Source organism: Kosakonia sp. R1.Fl (assembly GCF_023516815.1).
GTDB lineage: Bacteria > Pseudomonadota > Gammaproteobacteria > Enterobacterales > Enterobacteriaceae > Kosakonia.
On record NZ_JAMGSQ010000001.1, the window covers coordinates 4,695,481 to 4,712,704 of the forward strand.

The window sequence follows — 17,224 nt, forward strand, 5'->3', positions numbered from 1 at the left end:
CATTATTAGATGTTCCTTATGTATGAACATACCAAATCCCCAATTATTTCATAAACTTCTCTGTTAAAACCTATCAATCTACGTTGTGTATAGCGTAATGTTGGTCCTGTGCGACTAACCCGATCTCGCAATCCGTAATGATGTACCCGCGCAATACGCTGCACCTGCCCTGCAAACTGCACTGTGGCGGAGTCCGCGCTGGCGGCAGTTTTCAGGTATTTAGCTGTGCGGAGTTTGGTGAACATCTGGCGCTTGATGCGCCCTTTTTTGGTTCTGGCTGTTACCCGGCGCGGTTCGTAAGCGGTTCCGTCCGGGTTGCGCTGCAGCCGGATATTGTTTTGCTGGTTCCGGCGTAATTCCTGCGCCAGTTCACGCATCATGCGTTTACGCGCTGCCGGTTCCAGATTCGCCAGCAGAGCCGCCAGCCAGTCATCCACCTTATGCAGATTATCCACGCTTTACCGTCCACATTTCTTCTGCCTCGTCGGGTTCCTGCTCCGCCTTAACCGTTGAGATCGCGCCATCGGCATTGACCAGCACGCGCTCGGTAAGCTGCAGGTTAAGGCTGATATCGCAGATATCATTGCGCAGAATATCGATCTCAAAAGTGAACAGCTTTTCGCGCAGCTCCGGGTTGTTGATGGCGTCCGGCTGGTTGGTACGGAGCCACAGCAGCACCGGAGCCATCAGCAGATTCTGGTCACCGCTGAAATCTTCGATCACCACATTCAGGGTGTAGCGGTATTCCCATGACATGGAACCGGCACCAGTTGCTACCAGTGATCCGTTATCCACGAAAAGATGCAGTTTGTCCGGGTTATCGCGTACATAAGGCACCGCTTTATTCAACACGTGGCGTAAGGATTGCGGCTTGTTCACTGTTTCGCTCCTGACACGCAATTATGGTGTCCACTTTGTCGGCACAGCGCGCCCAGGCGGCCTCTGTTTCATCCATTAGCGCATTCAGATCACCGTTATTGCGCGGCGCTGACCTTTCCAGGCGGCACTGCGTCACTTTTGGACAGCCACTCACGGTAAGCTGCACCTCCGGCGAAGGCCGGACGTTCGCGCAGCCGGATAATGTCAGCAGGCAAAGGAGCGTCAGCCCAGCGGCGTAAGTCTTCGTTTTCACGTTTCAACTCCTCAATGCGGTGCTGGCGACTTTGCAGCATCGCGGTGGTCTGTTCCGCTGCTGCATAAAGCCGCGCCTGCTCCCGGCTGTTGGTTTCGGTCAGAATGGACAGGCCGATCAGCTGGCTGTTTTTCTTCGCCAGCTCCTGCGCCTGGCTTGCCAGCGTCGCGCCCTGCGTCTCGATGGTGTGGCTGGCGTTCTTGAACCGCCACGACTGCCAGCCCAGCGCGGCCAGCAGCATCAATACCATCACCAGAGTGCGCGTCACGTGCTGGCACCCTTCAGACACCAGTCCATTTCCCGCATCCGGCGGTTTTCCAGCCCCCGATTAAACACACCGTTGACGTACACCCAGCGCGGTAACTGGCGGCACGCATCTGCCCAGCGCTTTTGGTTCAGTAATTTAACCAGCGTGGAGCCGCAGGCGTTGCCGGTGCCAACGTTGAAAGTGAACGACACCACCGCGTCATAGACTTTTTGCGGCATCGGCTGCATCACACACTTTTCAAGCCGCCGCTCCACGCGCAGCACGTTGGCGATCAGCCCCTGCGCCGCCTGCCGTTCCGTGATGATGTTACCGGGCACCACGCCGGACGTGTTGCCAATTCCGTCAGTCCATACGCCCGCGCTGCACTGATAAGGCTGCAGCCGGCATCCTTCGTAATCGGCAATCAGTTTCAGCCCTTCCACAGAGGTGTGGAGTTGCTGGAAACCGGGCAAGGTGGCGGCGATAGCCAGCACCGTAGCAACAAGGCAGCGTTTAACGATTGAAGGATTCATAATCCTCCCGCGTGATTTGACCCGCGCGCAGCAGCAGGTATGTCTTATGTTTGTAGTACCAGTTGATCGCCAGCATCAGCACACCAATCAGGACACCGCCGACCGTAGAGGCATCTTTGAGCGACAGATCGCCCAGCCACGCGAGCACCACGGCGATGCAGTACGTAGTAAAGGCACTTATTCTTTCAAGCGTCATTATTCAGTCCCATAGCTGGACGGTCTGCGCCGTGGTGGCTGCCGTAATGTCCGGTAGTTCCACCTGCAGCCCGTGCGGTAAAAGTGGGCCATACTCTGCCAGCCCTGGATTGGCTCGCAGTACCTGTTCCGTAACGCCCTGGGTGCGCCCGTAATGCCGCCAGCAGAGCGCATCCACCGTGTCATATTGGTGCGCACGCACTTTCATCAGATAAGCTCCACCGAACAATGCGCGGCATCCTGCACCCGGCTGATTGCCCAGCGGGCATCACGCCACAGATCACCGCTGGCCTCTGCCAGCTCGTCCCCTCGCTTAACACCGGACGCGGTGGCGTCATAATCCTGGTAGCGCTCATTGAGCACGGCGCGCGCCCAGCAATAAACGGCGTTGTGGTAGTGCCGGATTCGTTCGTTTTTGCCGTCGAGTATTTCCGCCGGAACCTCAGCCAGCGACCGATAACCGAGCATCTGCTGGCGGTGGCGGAAGTCGTACAACTCAGCGTTCACCTCTGAAATTGCCGTCAGCACCACCTGCTTTAAACGTGGCTGCGTCACCGTGCCGTCAGTGCGCATCACACTGCGAAACTCCGACAGATCCACATCAGGCCAGAACGGCGTATTTTTGATGACCTCCGCCTGTTCCGGTGCCTGTTCGGGGGCAACAAACTTCATGCGGGTTTCTCCTGAATAAGTGGGCGGTGGACGGAGTTTTGATGTGGCAATGCCTTTCGCCACCCCGTGCCGCCCGTGCGCGGGGCACGTTCTTTAGCGGTCGTTGCGCAGTCTGCGCTCCAGTTGCTGTTTTTCTTTTTTCACACCGCAGCGAGGATCAAGCTGTAGCGCATGGGTAATGTGATTCAGAGCCGATGCCGGGTTGCTTTCACTCAGTACCAATCCGATGGCTTTATGCAGGCGCGCCCGCGACTGGTCCGGCATATCGAAATCCGTTGTCAGATCCAGCGCCTGAAGAAGCAAATCGGCATCAAAAGCGGTAGCGGCAAGCAGCGCGCTTTGCGCGGCGTCTGCCATTTCTTCTGCCAGCACGGTTTGTGTATTGCGATTACCCAGCGGCATCACCCAGCCATGGCGCAGCGCATGGCGGCCGATTTCCAGCGCGCCGGCATAATCGCCGGCATCGATACGCCACAGCATCACGTACATCAGCACGTCGTCCTGCTGCGTGCCGTCGGCAGCCAGCACGCCATCAGCCCAGGCGGCATACTTCGGCAGCAGCTCCACCTTGATTTCCGCCTTTTTCACCGTGGACTGGATACCCTTGAGGCGGCGACGGTCCTCTGCCAGTTGCAGCAGCATCAGGTCATAGCCCATTGCGTGGCGAACGCTGCCGCCCTCACGAGCGGCCTGCTCTGCCTGAATACGCAGGCGGTGCTGCCGTGCCGGACTCAGGCTCATGGTTACTCTCCGGTTTCTGTTTCAGGCGTTTCTGACGAGGCCACAGACGTGCTGAAATCACCGATTTCGATGTTTTCAACCAGCGCCGCGCAGCGGTAATCCTCAACCACATACGCCTCGTTAACCGATTCAAAGTTTTCAATCCGGTCCCGTTTCGGGTTGTCGATAACAGAGCGGCGGCGGGTGTCTTCCTGCCAGTAGATGGAGAGGTTATCCAGACGGGTAATCAGCAGGGCATTCGCCGGGAAGTAAGGCGCACGCACGGCCTGCAGGCCGCCCATACGTTTCTGGCTGATGATCAGATCGGCTGCCAGCTTCTCGCTGTTTTCCTGCTCTTTGTTGACCAGCGGGAAATATTTGTCGGACAGCAGCTCGCGCCCGCAGATAACAACCAGATCGTCATCATCCTGATAAACGGCGTCGATCAGCTCGTTGACGGCATCCATCACCACGGCGTCCAGGTTGGCATAGTCGCCGCCCTTGCCTACCTTCACCGCGCCTTTGGTGGTGATGCCGTCTTTGGTTGCGCTGCCCATTACGTGATCGGGCGCGTCTTCGCGGATTTTCTGCAGCCAGCCCTTGTTAACGTCCTGCAGCAGTGGGTTATCAGCACGGCTGGAGGTTTTGGCGCGCTTCTCGCCGTTGAAGCCGATCATGATGCGGTCCAGTGCCTGACGCTTAACGATGGCGTCGCGGATGCGCACCTGAAAGTCCTGGAATTTGGCCCACAGATCCAGCTTGGCGTAGGTCAGCACCGTATCAAAGTTGGTCTGCTCGCATTTATATTCCGCGTCCTCCATCAACGTCGGATCAGTCGGTTCACGCTCTTTGGTGGTGGTGTCGGTGGTTCCGGCAATGGTGCTGCCCACGCCCAGCCCCAGCAACTGACCAAACTGCTCCGCAACCGGCGTGATGTTAATTAGCGTCAGGAATGCGGCGGATTGCTGGATCTGGTCTTCCAGCGTCTGCTGCACGGATGGCTCCACGGTAAATTTGCTGGAGAGTTCTTTTACCTCCACACCGTTCAGGCGCGCCAGTTGCTGCAGATAGGCATTAAAGGCAAAGCGGGTTTTCTTTTTCATCGGGTTTTGTGCTCCATCAGCAATTGGTCAGTGTGCCTGCAGGTGCGTCACCGCCCGGCGCGCGCTGGCGGTAATCTTTGCGGCTGTCTTCCTGGCTTAGCTTCTGTTCAAGCCCGGCAAAGGCGGTCTGTTGTTCCTGCAGGGAGGACTCCAGCGTGGAAAGGCGCTTATCCTGGTCGGACAGGGATTTGTCCGTGCGTTCGCTCAGGTTCTGCTGCTCGGTGGCGACCAGCTCAACGGCTTTATGCACATCAGAGAAACGCGCGTCATCGGTCTGCTCTTTTTTGGTGAACAGCGCGGTGACGCGGGCAAAGAGCGAGGGTTTGTCGTCCTGAAATTCCAGTTCGATCACCGTTTCCTCAGCGGCGGTAAACAGGTTTTCCGGGTTCTGTTTGCGGTTCGCCAGCGGGTTATGCGTGGCGCTGGCGCTGAATGCCAGCATTTCCGTGCCGAGGCTCGCCGGATCGTCAGTGGCAGCGAGTCCAACAAGGTAGGCTTTGCCGGTGTCGGCAAATTTCGGGCTGACCTCCATGGAAGTGAAAAGCTTCTGGCCTTTCTTCACCAGCGCCACCAGGGAATCCGTCGGCTCGACATCGGCATAAAGCGCCATCTTGCCCGCCAGCGGGCCGTCCTTGATTTCTTCGGCAACCAGCGCCGTCACTTTGCCGTAGCGGTTAAAGGCGCTGTCCGGGGAGTAAGACTTGATATGCTCGAGGTTAATCAGTGCGGTGTAGAACGTCGGGTTGTAGCTGGCAGCCATCTGTTCCAGCCATTCGCGCTGGATTTCGCGCCCGTCAGTGGTGGCACCTTCCACCCCGATACGGAAACGCTTTGCTTTCACTGTCATGAGCCGTGCTCCGTTAAAAAACTTACTGGAGCCTTATGGTTGCGGTGATGGTGGAGTGAAACAACGCGCGGCGCTTGTACCCTCCGCTATACAAAACGAAGCCGGGGAAAGCCGTCATTCAAGGCCGTAACCTTGCGCCATGAACACCACACTGACACCCGCAGACCTCGATCCCCGCCGGCAGGCCATGCTGCTCTATTTTCAGGGATACCGTGTTGCCCGCATTGCTGAAATGCTGGGTGAGAAAGTTGCAACCGTTCATAGCTGGAAGAAACGCGACAAATGGGGCAGCTATGGGCCGCTGGATCAGATGCAGCTCACCACTGCCGCACGTTACTGCCAGCTCATCATGAAGGAGCAGAAAGAAGGGAAAGACTTTAAAGAGATTGACCTGCTGGCGCGCCAGTCCGAACGTCACGCCCGGATCGGCAAATTCAATGATGGCGGAAACGAAGCGGATTTAAACCCGAACGTTGCCAACCGTAACAAAGGCCCGCGCCGGCAGCCGGAAAAGAATGTCTTTACCGACGAGCAGATCGAGAAGCTGCAGGACGTTTTTCACAGCACCATGTTCGACTACCAGCGTCACTGGTTCGATGCGGGCAATCGCCACCGTATCCGCAACCTGCTGAAATCACGCCAGATCGGGGCGACTTTCTTTTTTGCCCGCGAGGCGCTGATTGATGCCATCACCACCGGGCGCAACCAGATTTTCCTCTCAGCCAGTAAAGCGCAGGCGCACGTCTTTAAGCAGTACATCATCGACTTTGCGAAAGAGGTTGAGGTGGAGCTGAAAGGCGACCCGATGACACTCAGCAATGGCGCGTGCCTGTACTTCCTCGGCACCAACGTCCGCACGGCGCAGAGTTACCACGGCAATCTGTATCTTGATGAATATTTCTGGATACCGAAATTCCTGGAGCTGCGCAAAGTTGCCTCCGGCATGGCCATTCACAAGAAATGGCGACAAACCTACTTTTCCACGCCGTCCAGCCTGACTCACAGCGCATATCCGTTCTGGTCTGGCGCGCTGTTTAACCGGGGCCGCGCCAAAGCAGACAAGGTGGATATTGACCTGACCCACGGCAATCTGGCGCCTGGCCTGCTCTGCCCGGACGGGCAGTATCGCCAGATCGTCACCGTAGAGGACGCGGTGCGCGGCGGCTGTAACCTGTTCGACCTCGAGCAGTTGCGCATGGAGTACAGCCCGGACGAATACCAGAACCTGCTGATGTGTGAATTTATTGACGATCTGGCGTCAGTATTTCCGCTCAGCGAGCTGCAGGCGTGCATGGTGGATAGCTGGGAAGTCTGGTCCGATTTTCAGGCACTGGCGCTGCGCCCGTTTGGCTGGCGCGAAGTCTGGATCGGTTATGACCCGGCGAAAGGTACACAGAACGGCGACAGTGCCGGGTGCGTGGTGGTGGCACCGCCAGCGGTTGCGGGCGGTAAATTCCGCATTCTGGAGCGCCACCAGTGGCGCGGCATGGACTTCCGCGCCCAGGCAGACGCCATCAAAAAACTGACGCAGCAGTACAACGTGACCTATATCGGCATCGACTCCACCGGCGTCGGTCACGGTGTTTACGAGAACGTGAAAGCGTTCTTTCCCGCCGTACGCGAGTTTGTTTACAACCCCAATGTCAAAAACGCCCTGGTGCTCAAGGCCTACGACATTATCAGCCATCGCCGCCTGGAGTTTGACGCCGGGCACACCGACATTGCGCAATCGTTTATGGCTATCCGCCGCGCCACCACTGCCAGCGGCAACCGCCCTACTTACGAAGCCAGCCGCAGCGAAGAAGCCAGCCACGCCGATTTGGCCTGGGCAACGATGCACGCGCTGTTTAACGAACCGCTGCAGGGCGAATCCGCCAATACCAGCAATATTGTGGAGATTTTTTGATGAGTGAACACGACGCCCTCACCAGCACTGCGCCAGCGGATACGGTTGAGCAGGCAGGCAATACCATTTCTGCAGAGGCGTTCAGCTTTGGCGATCCCATCCCGGTGCTGGACCGCCGTGAACTGCTGGACTATGTGGAATGCGTGCAGATGGACAGGTGGTATGAGCCGCCGGTGAGCTTCGACGGGTTAGCGCGAACCTACCGCGCCGCCGTGCATCACAGCTCATCGATTGCCGTTAAGCGCAACATTCTGACCAGCACGTTTATCCCGCATCCGCTGCTTAGCCAGCAGGCGTTCAGCCGTTTTGTGCAGGATTATCTGGTGTTTGGTAACGCCTATCTGGAGAAGCGCACCAACCGGCTTGGCGGTATCCTTTCGCTGGAGCCATCGCTGGCGAAATATACCCGCCGTGGTCTGGATCTCGATACCTACTGGTTTGTGCAGTACGGCATGACCACGCAGCCGTATGAGTTCACCAAAGGCAGCATCTTTCACCTGATGGAGCCGGATTTAAACCAGGAGATTTACGGCCTGCCGGAATACCTCTCCGCCATCCCGTCAGCACTGCTTAACGAGTCCGCCACGCTGTTCCGCCGCAAGTATTACATCAACGGCAGCCATGCGGGTTTCATCATGTATATGACCGACGCCGCGCAGAATCAGGAAGATGTGAACAATATCCGTCAGGCAATGAAAAGCGCCAAGGGGCCGGGCAACTTCCGCAACCTGTTTATGTATTCGCCCAATGGCAAAAAAGACGGCATTCAGATCATCCCGCTGTCAGAGGTGGCGGCAAAAGATGAATTTCTGAATATCAAGAATGTGAGCCGCGATGACATGATGGCGGCGCACCGCGTACCGCCGCAGATGATGGGGATAATGCCGAATAATGTTGGGGGATTTGGGGATGTTGAGAAAGCCGCTCGTGTTTTTGTACGTAATGAATTGATTCCGCTGCAGGAAAGAATGAAAGCGTTAAACTATTGGTTAGGGGATAAAGTAATCCACTTCATCTCTTATGAATTGACAAAGAGCTCAATATAAGAGCGACAAAATAAAAATCGCGCCTATGATTACAGGCGCGATACCTAACCTAGGCATTAATTAGCTCTAAAACTTCAGGTCGTAACTCATGAAGGCGAGAATCAAGTTTAAAATGCCATATCCAGAACACTGAAAAAGGGAATGCAGGTCTACACATTATATTTATTGTTTGTATAGCTTCTTCCACTTTACTTGGCAAACTAGCTCTGGTAATCAATACTCGCCTAGCATTTATATACTCATAATAGCAATCAAAAATCTTCTCCATCAAATTTTCTCGCGTAATGCCACGCAACCCAGTATTATCTAGATTGTAACATTCATCGAGCAATGCCACTGTATTTATCGTTTCTTGGCTGGGGGTTAACGAGTGAGGACGCACTATCACTTTCTCTGAGCTTAGCCCAGGTAAAATATGTTCTATTTCCTGAGTGACATTTATACTTGAATCGGTACAGTTTAAAAGGTTGATGTGACCTGTCCCTTTAATACTATTACAACGTCCACATGCATAAAACAAATTATTCCAGTCATATTTTAGCATGTCATTACCTTGATGAGGAACAAAATGCTCAATTTCTGGATCTGCAAGGTCAATTTGCTCACATAAATAACACTTACCATAGAACATGGGTTTTAAAATAGCAACAACCGTAGGATCATTATAAATATTACGAGCCAAACAGGAAGGAGCAGATGCAACTCTAGAAATATTAAACATGATTACTATTCCCCCAGAAGCTCAATAATTTTATTCTGGGCTAGCGCTATTTTTACTTTCGAGTTTGCATCCATCTTATCCATATTTGGTTCAAGTTCACTAACTAAGTTTTTCAATTCAGCAACATCAATTGGTGGCTTATTAATAATAGACTCCAATGACTTAATCTTTTCTTTTAGAGTCTCTGATTCTGAAGTTTCCCCTAACAACCCTTTTATAATTGATGTGTAAGAGTACATCGATAGATCCTGCATACTTTCAAGCGTGGATAAATTAAAAATAATACAATCTGATACAGATTGAACAACAAATGGAGAATGAGTCGTAATTATAAATTGTATATTTGGGAAAGATGAATTAAAAAATGAGAAAACCTTTTTCTGTAAAGTTACATGAAGATGCGCATCTATTTCATCGATCAATACGATCCCAGATATTTCATGTCGCGAAAGTTTTTCAAGCTCAACTTTTACAAGCAGATCTGCGTATATAGATAGTACCGATGAAAAACCTGATGAAAGCTGGTCAAGTCTAAATGGTGCTTTACCATTTTGTTTTAAATAAATGCGCAATTCTTCCAAGTTAAAATCAAGCTCTAAAGACTCATCTTCAAACAACACTTTCAAATCTTGATTTATCTTGTTTATCCAATTGAAAACACGCTCAGCCTCTACTTTATTCCCGCTCCCCTTCTGTAGCAATCCGTAGTTCCAATAAGAGACTAAGTAGCGTTCAAATAACATACCTGAATCACTAGTAAGATTTAGCTGTTTGTGTTCTTGAAGTAATTTATCCATCCCAGAGATAGACCCATCACCTCGTATACTTGCCTGTCGCGTGGCTTCGAAAAATCTGATAACTGATTTTCTTTCATGAACTGAAACCTTTAAGTTTTTCTCATCATTAAATATTAATGAAAATTGTTTCTCATTCTCAATCCACATTAAAGAATCGTTCTTCTGTTTACGATAATGCTCATATAATGTATCACCCGGAAGACGGATATTCAATTGATGCTCAGCTTCGTTCAGTTTTTGCATGGCCTGCTCTAAGGTATTATTCCCTACGCTGACCAACCTATGTGTTAAACTTGCATACAATCTTCGTAGTAAATTTGTCTTCCCCGAACCATTATTACCAGTAATGATTAAATTTTTCCCGCCAAGATCAATCTCAAAATTTTTATTAAATTCATCTTTATGTACCAATTTATCAATTGAATATTTCATACTGTTTTATATCTCATTTAAAAATTTATCTATGTGTTATAACAATAACTCAGTCAATCTCATCTTTACAATGTATTGTTGCGCGCGCTCGTATCCCCGCCACGCCTGCCCGCTTTATAGAGCGGTTTTCATGCACCCGCATGACATAAGCAAAAGCCCGCCAGAACTGGTGGGCTTCAACAAAAACGATCCTCAAGCGATCATGCGGATTCATGCAGCATAGTCATGCAGTCTCTTCCGTTGCCGGCTTTTCTGGCTCAGAACACTCATCAAATGTTTTATAGGTGCTCGTGTCAAACAATGAAACAGCTTCGACCTGGTCCATTGGAATCACATGGCGGAAGTGCTGAAGATTCAGTTTCTTTTCTGTGGGGTCATTCTCCGCCTCTGTTTCAGTATCTGAATTAGCTGCGATCCCTTTTTTCAAGTAGAGCTCATAGTATCGATGCTGCTCATGGTAGCGGAGAGTGTCTTTATCCCGATATCCACTTATATAAGGGATAATGGCAAGGTGTTGAGTATGACTATGTTCAATACGAGGGGCAGCAACATATCCAATGTAAACTTTGCGCGATTTCAACGTAACGAAAATCAGCATATCTTCATCAATCGCCTGTACTAAAAGCGACTCAATACCATCCATAGCAGCCATTTCCCGATAAGCCGCCTGTCTGACTGTTTCGTTTTTAATCTCCTTCCTTGCTACATCTCCCGCAACATAAGCCAAGAAGCAGGCCGTAGCCATCGAAAGCACGAAAAGCAGAGGGTAGGAAAGGATTGTTTTATCCGTCAGCCACGAATAGTAATCCTTCATTCCATATGAATCTGAAAATAAATGAGGGATGGAGAAAATAAGACTTAAGATAAACAACGCGAGGTAAATAAACAGATTAAAACCGAACCCTTGGATGACGAATTTACAACCATGCATGGCAACGTAAAAGTACGACGTCCAGCCATTAGTTCTCGCGTGGCGTATGCGGGATTGATAGTGATTCTCTGTGTACCAAAACCCGCATACGAGTACAACCATTATGACTAATGGTCCCATCGGTTATCCTTAACGTTTATTGGCAGCCAATTCTTTCATTCGGGCCTGCATTGACTCACGAACCTGCTCATTGTTCATGTTCAGAACTGCGTTACCATTGGCGTCGGTGATGATCTTACTGGTGTTGGAGTGCTCGATCTCCTGCTGGATAACGCCCTGCATCAACCGACCTGGAGCAGAAAGAATTTTCCCAAATATCTTAGTCATACGACCTCCTCGCTGTGCCTACATGAATGCGGCATTGCTAATTCTTCTTGTTATGACCTTATTGTAGAACAATGCCGGGTCGCAAACATCTTGTGGAATTGTTTATCTATCCCATTTTCATGACTACGACAAGAAAAACTGATCGTAATTCAACCGGCATCGAGCTAAAAGCTACATGTTGTGTTTCTGGGCTGAACAACCAACTACCGTCCCATGTATTCCTGAATTAGATACTTCCATTGACCGGCTGTATTCATGGCTGCGGATCTTCGCCATCAACTCGTCGGTCAGCTCTGAAACCCACTGGATAGCCAGCCCCTTTTCTTCGTTGCTGCATTCACTCATCGCGACAAGCTTGATAAAAAAATCAATACGCTGGAGCTTCACCGACTCCAAAAAATAATCCTGCATGTTACTCTCCTATAACTTAAATTTTGGTACAGATAACTGTATATAAATACACTGTTTATAAAAACAGTATAACAGCAATTTCCGAAAGTAAATCATTTTCTAACTTCAAATAACTCAACGAGTTAACATCATTAACCGCATGAATTATTGAAGCCGAAACATCAATACCACTGTCGCCATTTGTCATCTTCCTGCAGCCTGCCGTTCCGATAAAAAACACGCATCCCGGCCCCGGAGGGAATGCTGCCGCCGCGCAGAAGCAAATCAATCTCCGGTTCACTGCCAGCAAATCCCCTGGACTTCAGTTCCGCCTCAAGCTGCAGCCGTTGGTGCTCGGTAATGTCCTGCTTGTAACCCTTCCGGCGTCTCGGTTTAACCAACCGCAGCCGCGCGTTTAGCTCACGCAGCTTCTTTTTGCTCATGTTGTGGAAATCAGGCGGTGGATCTGCCTCCCCAGTTTCCTCTGGATCACTCTCGAAATAGTTCATTTTTTCAACAGGGGGACAGTTATTGCCACGAGTCCAAGGGGCGCAAGCGCCCTGGTCGGCTGTCGCCTCCTGAACGTCAACGGCCTTACGCACCATTTTCCATTTCATGGCGTGCGTGCAGATCCTGCCCTCCACAATCGGGGACCAGATGCCATAAACACGGATGCCGTGATCGCCGTAAGCGCCTGGCTCGTCATTCAGTTCGTAGGCTGTTCGGATAAGGTGATGCTTGCGGGGAACCAGCACGCCGCCCTGCTTCATGATGTAAGTGGCAAAACAGCCGGCATCGGCGGCAGCCAGCACCGCATCCAGACGCGGGTTATCCAGCACCGGTGCGCCCGCTTTGCTGTCGTTCTGCGCTCTCGCCACCTGTCCCGCCAGCAAACGCAGCTCGCGGTATGCCTGGCGCCCGGGAATGCCAAAGAAACGGAATTGCTGAACACGATGCAGTGACGCCCAGGCACTGACATGCTCTGCGCTATCGCGCAGTGATTTGCCGGTTTCCTTACTGATTTCTTTAGCCAGCCCGCGCCCGTCGATGTTCTTACTGATGTATTTGGCGATATAGCTGGTCGGCGTGCCTTTGCGCGGGTTGATAAGCTCTGACTTAAAGCGCGGCCCGGTGTTGTTCCCCAGTTCCTCGCGGTCTTCACGGATGGCAAATTTGCGCAGCAGCGCGGTGATGGAGCGGCGATCTTTTTTGCGCATAAAGCACAGCAAATGCCAGTGCACGGTGCCGTCATGGTGCGGCTCTGCAACACGGACGCCATACCAGCGCAGCGCGGTTTTATGCATTGCCTTGCGAAAAGCGGCGAATGTCGCCACCAGATAATCGCTGCTCTGGCGAACCGTGGCAGTGCTCCATTTCGGGTTTGGCCTGCCGTTGTTGAGAGTTGCGTGAAAGCGTGACGGACAAGTGATGGTATAGAATACTGCGCAGTCTCCGCGCGTTTCCGCGATCAGCTCTATCCCTTTAACGCAGGCCATCATTTCATTGCGGCGGTGCGTTGGATTGCTGCTGCTCGCGTTTACCACGTCTTCCATCTCCAGCGCGTCGCCGTCTGCATTGACCAGCTCATGCGAGCGGAAAAACTCCAGCGCTCTGCGGCGTTGCTCGCGTTTGTGGATCACGGCCTCAAGGCTGACATACGGAGAGGCTTTCCTGTTGACCAGGCAAACGGCGCGTAGCTGTTCCTCCCGCCACTCGCAGCGCATCTGCCACATCTTGCGATACCACCAGTCCGCGCACAGCATCCGCGCCAGCGAGCCGGGGATCAGATCATAAGGCACTGGCTTACGGCGTCGTTTCTTGCGGCGTAGCTGCTCAAATGCAGGTGGTATCACCTCCAGTCTCATGGCCTCTGCGGCAACCCTTTCCCACGACTTGCGGATCTGTTCTGGCTTAACGTCGTCGGTAACAAACAGCTCGCCGCAGGCCGCATCGAGACACATGCTCATATGCGCCGCAACCAGCGTGGACAGGCGTTTGACCTGTTCCTGATTCATTTCAGGCAGTGCCAGCAGCCCGTCCAGCCCTTGCTGGCTCGCCATAAATCGGAACGAGGCAGATACCTGACTGCACCGCACGCGCTCCAGCCGCTCGAGACACGGACGAATTGTTTCGCGCAGGTAGCGGGACCAGGCTTTCACTCTGCCCAGGCTGCGGAAGTAATTAATCCGCTCCAGCAGTGGCTTGCTGATATGCGGCGGCATGGCGCGAACGTCAGCAAGAATCGCCAAATCAGGGCTGTAACGCTGCTGCTCATGCGCCATTGTGGCGCGGCTGAGTAGCTGATCCTGCTCTATTTCACGCTGAACCGGATCACGGCATTCATTGAAGAAATAGCGTTGCCAGACCTCATCACTCAGCGCCTCGCGGCGCAGCCGTTCCTGCTCGTTATCCGCAGCGTAAAGAGCGATCAGGTTTGAAAGCGCAGAAGCCGGCGCTACTTCCGCCGGGTCCAGATAGGGATTAACTGCTTTTTTAGGGGCATTCCATGAATAGGCTGTGGCGGCTTTGCCTGCGCCGCCAGGGTTATTCATCATTGGAGCTAAAGGCTTCACAGGGAACGTCCGTTACCGCACATGATCACAACGCGCCTCTGCTGTAATGCTTCCCTTTAAGCTCTGCGATTTCCTGACAGGTGATGCAGCACTGCACGCCCGGAACGGCGCGGCGGCGCGCTGGCGGGATTGGCGCGTCGCATTCAATACAGAACAAACGGGAAATACCCGGTGTGGTGCGCCGGGCAGTGTGAATGTGGCGCTGGCGCTCTTCTTCCTCCCGCTGCTGAACGAGATCCATTGAGTCTGCCATTAGTGCCAATCCCCTCTTGATTCCGCCTCGCAGCGGGCCGCTTCACGGCGCAGCAACTCCGCCGCTTCGATGCCATTCATTCCCTGCTGCAAAATATGAATCGCCAGGGCTTCCATGCGGATGGAAACCGCAAATGCCCGGTTTTTGCGCTCATCCAGCCGGGCCTCGGTGAGCAGGATATTCACTCCCGCATCATCAGGGCCGGTTTGTGTTTTACGTGTCTGGGTATTTTTCATTTAACTTCTCCTGATTTCAGGCAAAGGAATGCCCGGCGGGTTTACGCCATTTATTTCTGGTTTGGGTTAATCCGGCAGGGTTAGCCGTTTTGGAAATAAGCTCACCACTGCACGAAAATGATTCATTGCTTTAATCAGTTCCCGCTTTTCGTCAGTAGTCAGATCACTAATATTGACGCCGTGACGTTCTGCCGGAATTTTTGCCATAAAGAACAGGGCTGCCAGTGCCCGCTCGTTCTGTAACTTATTTACGTCTCGCGGGTCACGCATATCTTTTATGAACCGTTCAAGCTCGGCTTCAATATTCAGGCCGAACACTTTGGCTCTTAATTCCGCGATATGGTTTAGCCCATCGAGACGTTGACCAATGTTTATTGGAACAGTCGCCATATCTCCTTCAATAGCCATCGTTCCCCCCTTGTTCATCCATTTGAAAATATGCCGGGATTTTTCAACACGCCCGGCGCGTGCCCTGGTGGTAGACTACTTGCGCGAACAACCATCTACCCCTTCAAGGAGAAACCTGATGTCAGACACTGACAAATTTCACGTACTGCCTCGCCCCGCGCCCGCACCGCAACCACAGCCGGGGCAAGATAAAAAATAGGAACCGGCATGATTAAGCAAAGCTCCGAGTATTTTCATTTAACTTACTGCTATTACCTTGAAGCAATGACGGCAACGTTTCATGGCAGAGCAGATAAATTAATGACGGCTATCCAGCTTATTAGCGGTACGGCTGTATTTACGAATATGAGCCTGAGCTGGTTATTCGCTTTACCTGTCGTCGTTATCGCGACAATTCAACTTGTGTGGCAACCCGCAATTATTTCTGAACGGGCAAACGTACAAAGCCGTCAGTATGGTGAATTGCTTTATGAGGGGGATGAATTGACCCCACAGCTGATCGCACAAAAACTGAAAACCCTGCACCACTCTGATTCTGCAACTTTCGGTTCTTTGTTAAATCCGGCCTATAAAAGAGCGGCGATTGCCTGCGGTCTGACCGATGACGTTAGCCTCAGCTTTCAGGAAAAACTTTTCGCCTGGTTCGCTGGGTGCCTGCCACGTTAACCGTCAGGTGTTTTAGCACCCTATCCTTTCCTGTTCCCCGGACAGCCTGCTGACGGGGAACCACTTCAATAGATGGATGCCATTTTTTCCCGCCGGGTAAAAGTATCCAGCCGTGTCCGTAATGCATTGCCGGGCTTTGCCTGATAAGCAGTGATGCGAATGATGGCTCTTTTCTCAACATAGCCACCTCAGAGCAAACCGAACGACGCACCAAGGCCGGTTACGGTATCCACCGCGCTTGCCATCGCAGGGTTAACATGCAAACGCGCCTGTAATGACACCGCAGTGAGTGCCATCAGGCGCGTAACGGCGTTAACGCTACTGATCACATCGCGGCGCCCTGCCGTGGTTTTCACCTCACCGGATACCGCGCCGGCGGCAACACGCCCGATTTCAGCGGTCGCGCTCATGACGTAATGCGGCAATTTCTCTTTTGCCACCTCATTCACTGGAACACACGGAAGGCAGTGGATCTGCGCCAGAAAACCATCGACCAGCGTTGAGTCCTCCGTGAGATCGGTCAGCAACCAGATATCTGCTGCCGTGAGCTGGTGCGGCTGCGAGGGGTTCAGCTTGTTACGCAGCATCTGGACGTTCATACCGGCACGCTTTGCCAGCTTCGCCATATTGTGGCTTAGCGCGAAAGCACGGCAGGCATCATTGAAAAGTTCTTGTTGGGAAACTTTAAAATCAAACATAGTCTTCATATGCAAACCCATCGCAAAATCGAACTGATGAAACCATGAAAATTCGCATCCGATTTTCAAGCGGACAATGCATCAACAGTCAAAGCGGCAATGTTAATCATTACCTTTTCACGTTTTTTATCTTTGCGTAAGCGATGGCGAGGCAGGCGAGCATCCGCCAGCATATCGTTAATCGTATCGACAGAGAGGCCAGTCAGTTCGCTATAGCGTTCAATAGTGACGTGCGGAGTATTCAGAGTGATTGAAATGTTAGGGACCATAGTGCAACATTCCTTATTCAGTTCGGCTTGTGGCGAGCCGTTGTCGTTCGTGATTAGTAGTGAAGGCTCCAAAAGAACACTTCGGGTTCAACTTTAAGATCGCTTTTGGAATCTGTCAATGC

The 17,224-nt window shown here is 52.2% G+C and carries 25 protein-coding genes and 1 pseudogene; 3 read left to right on the forward strand and 23 right to left on the reverse strand.

Features of this window, described 5'->3' with window-relative positions:
- Positions 1-5: 5 nt before the first annotated feature.
- From M8Q36_RS22210 to M8Q36_RS22260, 11 genes are all read right to left on the reverse strand, one after another.
- Positions 6-455, reverse strand: a complete 450-nt coding sequence (locus tag M8Q36_RS22210; RefSeq protein ID WP_249882399.1) for a phage virion morphogenesis protein — start codon at positions 453-455, stop codon at positions 6-8.
- Positions 448-879: a phage tail protein gene (locus M8Q36_RS22215; RefSeq protein ID WP_249882400.1), complete on the reverse strand. Its 432-nt coding sequence runs from the start codon at positions 877-879 to the stop codon at positions 448-450. Before M8Q36_RS22215 ends, M8Q36_RS22210 begins: the two co-directional genes overlap by 8 nt.
- The gene (gene lysC, locus M8Q36_RS22220; RefSeq protein WP_249882833.1) at positions 842-1,090 is read right to left on the reverse strand and encodes an Rz1-like lysis system protein LysC; all 249 of its coding nucleotides are present in this window, start codon (positions 1,088-1,090) and stop codon (positions 842-844) included. The genes M8Q36_RS22215 and lysC overlap by 38 nt, the downstream gene beginning before the upstream one ends.
- On the reverse strand, positions 975-1,382 hold the full coding sequence (gene lysB, locus M8Q36_RS22225) for an Rz-like lysis system protein LysB (RefSeq protein WP_283946125.1): 408 nt from the start codon (positions 1,380-1,382) through the stop codon (positions 975-977). The genes lysC and lysB overlap by 116 nt, the downstream gene beginning before the upstream one ends.
- A 14-nt stretch (positions 1,383-1,396) precedes the next feature.
- Entirely contained in the window at positions 1,397-1,912 is a 516-nt protein-coding gene (locus tag M8Q36_RS22230) for a lysozyme (protein ID WP_249882402.1), read from the reverse strand.
- Positions 1,893-2,108 (reverse strand): HP1 family phage holin, encoded by a 216-nt coding sequence (locus tag M8Q36_RS22235; protein WP_045506575.1) that lies wholly within the window; start codon positions 2,106-2,108, stop codon positions 1,893-1,895. Before M8Q36_RS22235 ends, M8Q36_RS22230 begins: the two co-directional genes overlap by 20 nt.
- 3 nt (positions 2,109-2,111) lie before the next feature.
- Entirely contained in the window at positions 2,112-2,315 is a 204-nt protein-coding gene (locus tag M8Q36_RS22240; RefSeq protein ID WP_249882403.1) for a tail protein X, read from the reverse strand.
- Positions 2,315-2,779 carry a head completion/stabilization protein gene (locus M8Q36_RS22245; protein ID WP_249882404.1) on the reverse strand — a complete coding sequence of 155 codons (465 nt, stop codon included), beginning with the start codon at positions 2,777-2,779 and terminating at the stop codon, positions 2,315-2,317. Before M8Q36_RS22245 ends, M8Q36_RS22240 begins: the two co-directional genes overlap by 1 nt.
- A gap of 93 nt (positions 2,780-2,872) precedes the next feature.
- Positions 2,873-3,520 carry a phage terminase small subunit gene (locus tag M8Q36_RS22250; protein WP_249882405.1) on the reverse strand — a complete coding sequence of 216 codons (648 nt, stop codon included), beginning with the start codon at positions 3,518-3,520 and terminating at the stop codon, positions 2,873-2,875.
- 2 nt (positions 3,521-3,522) lie between these two features.
- The gene (locus M8Q36_RS22255; RefSeq protein WP_249882406.1) at positions 3,523-4,602 is read right to left on the reverse strand and encodes a phage major capsid protein, P2 family; all 1,080 of its coding nucleotides are present in this window, start codon (positions 4,600-4,602) and stop codon (positions 3,523-3,525) included.
- A gap of 16 nt (positions 4,603-4,618) precedes the next feature.
- Positions 4,619-5,449, reverse strand: a complete 831-nt coding sequence (locus M8Q36_RS22260; RefSeq protein ID WP_249882407.1) for a GPO family capsid scaffolding protein — start codon at positions 5,447-5,449, stop codon at positions 4,619-4,621.
- A 139-nt stretch (positions 5,450-5,588) separates the two neighbouring features.
- On the opposite strand from M8Q36_RS22260, the gene M8Q36_RS22265 reads away from it, so the two are divergent.
- The gene (locus M8Q36_RS22265; RefSeq protein ID WP_249882408.1) at positions 5,589-7,355 is read left to right on the forward strand and encodes a terminase ATPase subunit family protein; all 1,767 of its coding nucleotides are present in this window, start codon (positions 5,589-5,591) and stop codon (positions 7,353-7,355) included.
- Positions 7,355-8,401, forward strand: coding sequence for a phage portal protein (locus M8Q36_RS22270; RefSeq protein WP_249882409.1), 1,047 nt, complete (start codon positions 7,355-7,357; stop codon positions 8,399-8,401). The genes M8Q36_RS22265 and M8Q36_RS22270 overlap by 1 nt, the downstream gene beginning before the upstream one ends.
- A 49-nt stretch (positions 8,402-8,450) precedes the next feature.
- Here M8Q36_RS22270 and M8Q36_RS22275 read toward each other — a convergent pair whose 3' ends face one another.
- The 9 genes and pseudogenes from M8Q36_RS22275 to M8Q36_RS22315 all read right to left on the reverse strand — a co-directional run bounded on the left by M8Q36_RS22275 (position 8,451) and on the right by M8Q36_RS22315 (position 15,469).
- Entirely contained in the window at positions 8,451-9,122 is a 672-nt protein-coding gene (locus M8Q36_RS22275) for an HNH endonuclease family protein (RefSeq protein WP_249882410.1), read from the reverse strand.
- Positions 9,123-9,127: 5 nt separating this feature from the next.
- Entirely contained in the window at positions 9,128-10,351 is a 1,224-nt protein-coding gene (locus M8Q36_RS22280; RefSeq protein ID WP_249882411.1) for an AAA family ATPase, read from the reverse strand.
- Positions 10,352-10,574: 223 nt separating this feature from the next.
- On the reverse strand, positions 10,575-11,402 hold the full coding sequence (locus M8Q36_RS22285) for a hypothetical protein (RefSeq protein ID WP_249882412.1): 828 nt from the start codon (positions 11,400-11,402) through the stop codon (positions 10,575-10,577).
- A gap of 9 nt (positions 11,403-11,411) precedes the next feature.
- Positions 11,412-11,609: a hypothetical protein gene (locus M8Q36_RS22290; RefSeq protein ID WP_249882413.1), complete on the reverse strand. Its 198-nt coding sequence runs from the start codon at positions 11,607-11,609 to the stop codon at positions 11,412-11,414.
- 231 nt (positions 11,610-11,840) lie between these two features.
- A pseudogene (locus M8Q36_RS22295) lies at positions 11,841-12,020 on the reverse strand (hypothetical protein); the annotation flags it as partial.
- Between the two features lie 161 nt (positions 12,021-12,181).
- On the reverse strand, positions 12,182-14,551 hold the full coding sequence (locus M8Q36_RS22300; RefSeq protein ID WP_249882834.1) for a replication endonuclease: 2,370 nt from the start codon (positions 14,549-14,551) through the stop codon (positions 12,182-12,184).
- Positions 14,552-14,597: 46 nt separating this feature from the next.
- A complete protein-coding gene (locus M8Q36_RS22305) occupies positions 14,598-14,825 on the reverse strand; it encodes a TraR/DksA family transcriptional regulator (protein WP_017456093.1) in 228 nt (75 codons plus the stop codon).
- Positions 14,825-15,061, reverse strand: a complete 237-nt coding sequence (locus M8Q36_RS22310; protein ID WP_017456092.1) for a DUF2732 family protein — start codon at positions 15,059-15,061, stop codon at positions 14,825-14,827. The genes M8Q36_RS22305 and M8Q36_RS22310 overlap by 1 nt, the downstream gene beginning before the upstream one ends.
- A 66-nt stretch (positions 15,062-15,127) precedes the next feature.
- On the reverse strand, positions 15,128-15,469 hold the full coding sequence (locus M8Q36_RS22315; protein WP_249882415.1) for a DUF5347 domain-containing protein: 342 nt from the start codon (positions 15,467-15,469) through the stop codon (positions 15,128-15,130).
- Positions 15,470-15,676: 207 nt separating this feature from the next.
- Here M8Q36_RS22315 and M8Q36_RS22320 point away from each other — a divergent pair, with 207 nt between their 5' ends.
- Positions 15,677-16,135, forward strand: a complete 459-nt coding sequence (locus M8Q36_RS22320) for a hypothetical protein (protein ID WP_249882416.1) — start codon at positions 15,677-15,679, stop codon at positions 16,133-16,135.
- On the opposite strand, the gene M8Q36_RS22325 is transcribed toward M8Q36_RS22320, so the two are convergent.
- The 3 genes from M8Q36_RS22325 to M8Q36_RS22335 all read right to left on the reverse strand — a co-directional run bounded on the left by M8Q36_RS22325 (position 16,083) and on the right by M8Q36_RS22335 (position 17,102).
- Entirely contained in the window at positions 16,083-16,316 is a 234-nt protein-coding gene (locus M8Q36_RS22325; protein WP_249882417.1) for a phage filamentation protein Fil family protein, read from the reverse strand. The genes M8Q36_RS22320 and M8Q36_RS22325 overlap by 53 nt on opposite strands.
- Before the next feature lie 7 nt (positions 16,317-16,323).
- Positions 16,324-16,833, reverse strand: coding sequence for a phage regulatory CII family protein (locus tag M8Q36_RS22330; RefSeq protein ID WP_249882835.1), 510 nt, complete (start codon positions 16,831-16,833; stop codon positions 16,324-16,326).
- A gap of 65 nt (positions 16,834-16,898) precedes the next feature.
- Complete coding sequence (locus tag M8Q36_RS22335; protein WP_249882418.1) at positions 16,899-17,102, reverse strand: regulator; 204 nt, start codon at positions 17,100-17,102, stop codon at positions 16,899-16,901.
- Positions 17,103-17,224: the final 122 nt, after the last annotated feature.

Excerpts from the sequence above, each read along its gene's own strand:
- M8Q36_RS22330 (WP_249882835.1), bottom strand. The coding sequence starts at position 16,833 with ATGTTTGATTTTAAAGTTTCCCAACAAGAACTTTTCAATGATGCCTGC.
- M8Q36_RS22315 (WP_249882415.1), bottom strand. The coding sequence starts at position 15,469 with ATGGCTATTGAAGGAGATATGGCGACTGTTCCAATAAACATTGGTCAA.
- M8Q36_RS22310 (WP_017456092.1), bottom strand. The coding sequence starts at position 15,061 with ATGAAAAATACCCAGACACGTAAAACACAAACCGGCCCTGATGATGCG.
- M8Q36_RS22275 (WP_249882410.1), bottom strand. The coding sequence starts at position 9,122 with ATGTTTAATATTTCTAGAGTTGCATCTGCTCCTTCCTGTTTGGCTCGT.
- M8Q36_RS22300 (WP_249882834.1), bottom strand. The coding sequence starts at position 14,551 with ATGAATAACCCTGGCGGCGCAGGCAAAGCCGCCACAGCCTATTCATGG.
- M8Q36_RS22245 (WP_249882404.1), bottom strand. The coding sequence starts at position 2,779 with ATGAAGTTTGTTGCCCCCGAACAGGCACCGGAACAGGCGGAGGTCATC.
- M8Q36_RS22290 (WP_249882413.1), bottom strand. The coding sequence starts at position 11,609 with ATGACTAAGATATTTGGGAAAATTCTTTCTGCTCCAGGTCGGTTGATG.
- lysB (WP_283946125.1), bottom strand. The coding sequence starts at position 1,382 with ATGGTATTGATGCTGCTGGCCGCGCTGGGCTGGCAGTCGTGGCGGTTC.
- M8Q36_RS22265 (WP_249882408.1), top strand. The coding sequence starts at position 5,589 with ATGAACACCACACTGACACCCGCAGACCTCGATCCCCGCCGGCAGGCC.
- M8Q36_RS22255 (WP_249882406.1), bottom strand. The coding sequence starts at position 4,602 with ATGAAAAAGAAAACCCGCTTTGCCTTTAATGCCTATCTGCAGCAACTG.
- M8Q36_RS22230 (WP_249882402.1), bottom strand. The coding sequence starts at position 1,912 with ATGAATCCTTCAATCGTTAAACGCTGCCTTGTTGCTACGGTGCTGGCT.
- M8Q36_RS22325 (WP_249882417.1), bottom strand. The coding sequence starts at position 16,316 with ATGTTGAGAAAAGAGCCATCATTCGCATCACTGCTTATCAGGCAAAGC.
- M8Q36_RS22270 (WP_249882409.1), top strand. The coding sequence starts at position 7,355 with ATGAGTGAACACGACGCCCTCACCAGCACTGCGCCAGCGGATACGGTT.
- M8Q36_RS22280 (WP_249882411.1), bottom strand. The coding sequence starts at position 10,351 with ATGAAATATTCAATTGATAAATTGGTACATAAAGATGAATTTAATAAA.
- M8Q36_RS22250 (WP_249882405.1), bottom strand. The coding sequence starts at position 3,520 with ATGAGCCTGAGTCCGGCACGGCAGCACCGCCTGCGTATTCAGGCAGAG.
- M8Q36_RS22335 (WP_249882418.1), bottom strand. The coding sequence starts at position 17,102 with ATGGTCCCTAACATTTCAATCACTCTGAATACTCCGCACGTCACTATT.
- M8Q36_RS22260 (WP_249882407.1), bottom strand. The coding sequence starts at position 5,449 with ATGACAGTGAAAGCAAAGCGTTTCCGTATCGGGGTGGAAGGTGCCACC.
- M8Q36_RS22240 (WP_249882403.1), bottom strand. The coding sequence starts at position 2,315 with ATGAAAGTGCGTGCGCACCAATATGACACGGTGGATGCGCTCTGCTGG.
- M8Q36_RS22320 (WP_249882416.1), top strand. The coding sequence starts at position 15,677 with ATGATTAAGCAAAGCTCCGAGTATTTTCATTTAACTTACTGCTATTAC.
- M8Q36_RS22235 (WP_045506575.1), bottom strand. The coding sequence starts at position 2,108 with ATGACGCTTGAAAGAATAAGTGCCTTTACTACGTACTGCATCGCCGTG.
- M8Q36_RS22285 (WP_249882412.1), bottom strand. The coding sequence starts at position 11,402 with ATGGGACCATTAGTCATAATGGTTGTACTCGTATGCGGGTTTTGGTAC.
- M8Q36_RS22305 (WP_017456093.1), bottom strand. The coding sequence starts at position 14,825 with ATGGCAGACTCAATGGATCTCGTTCAGCAGCGGGAGGAAGAAGAGCGC.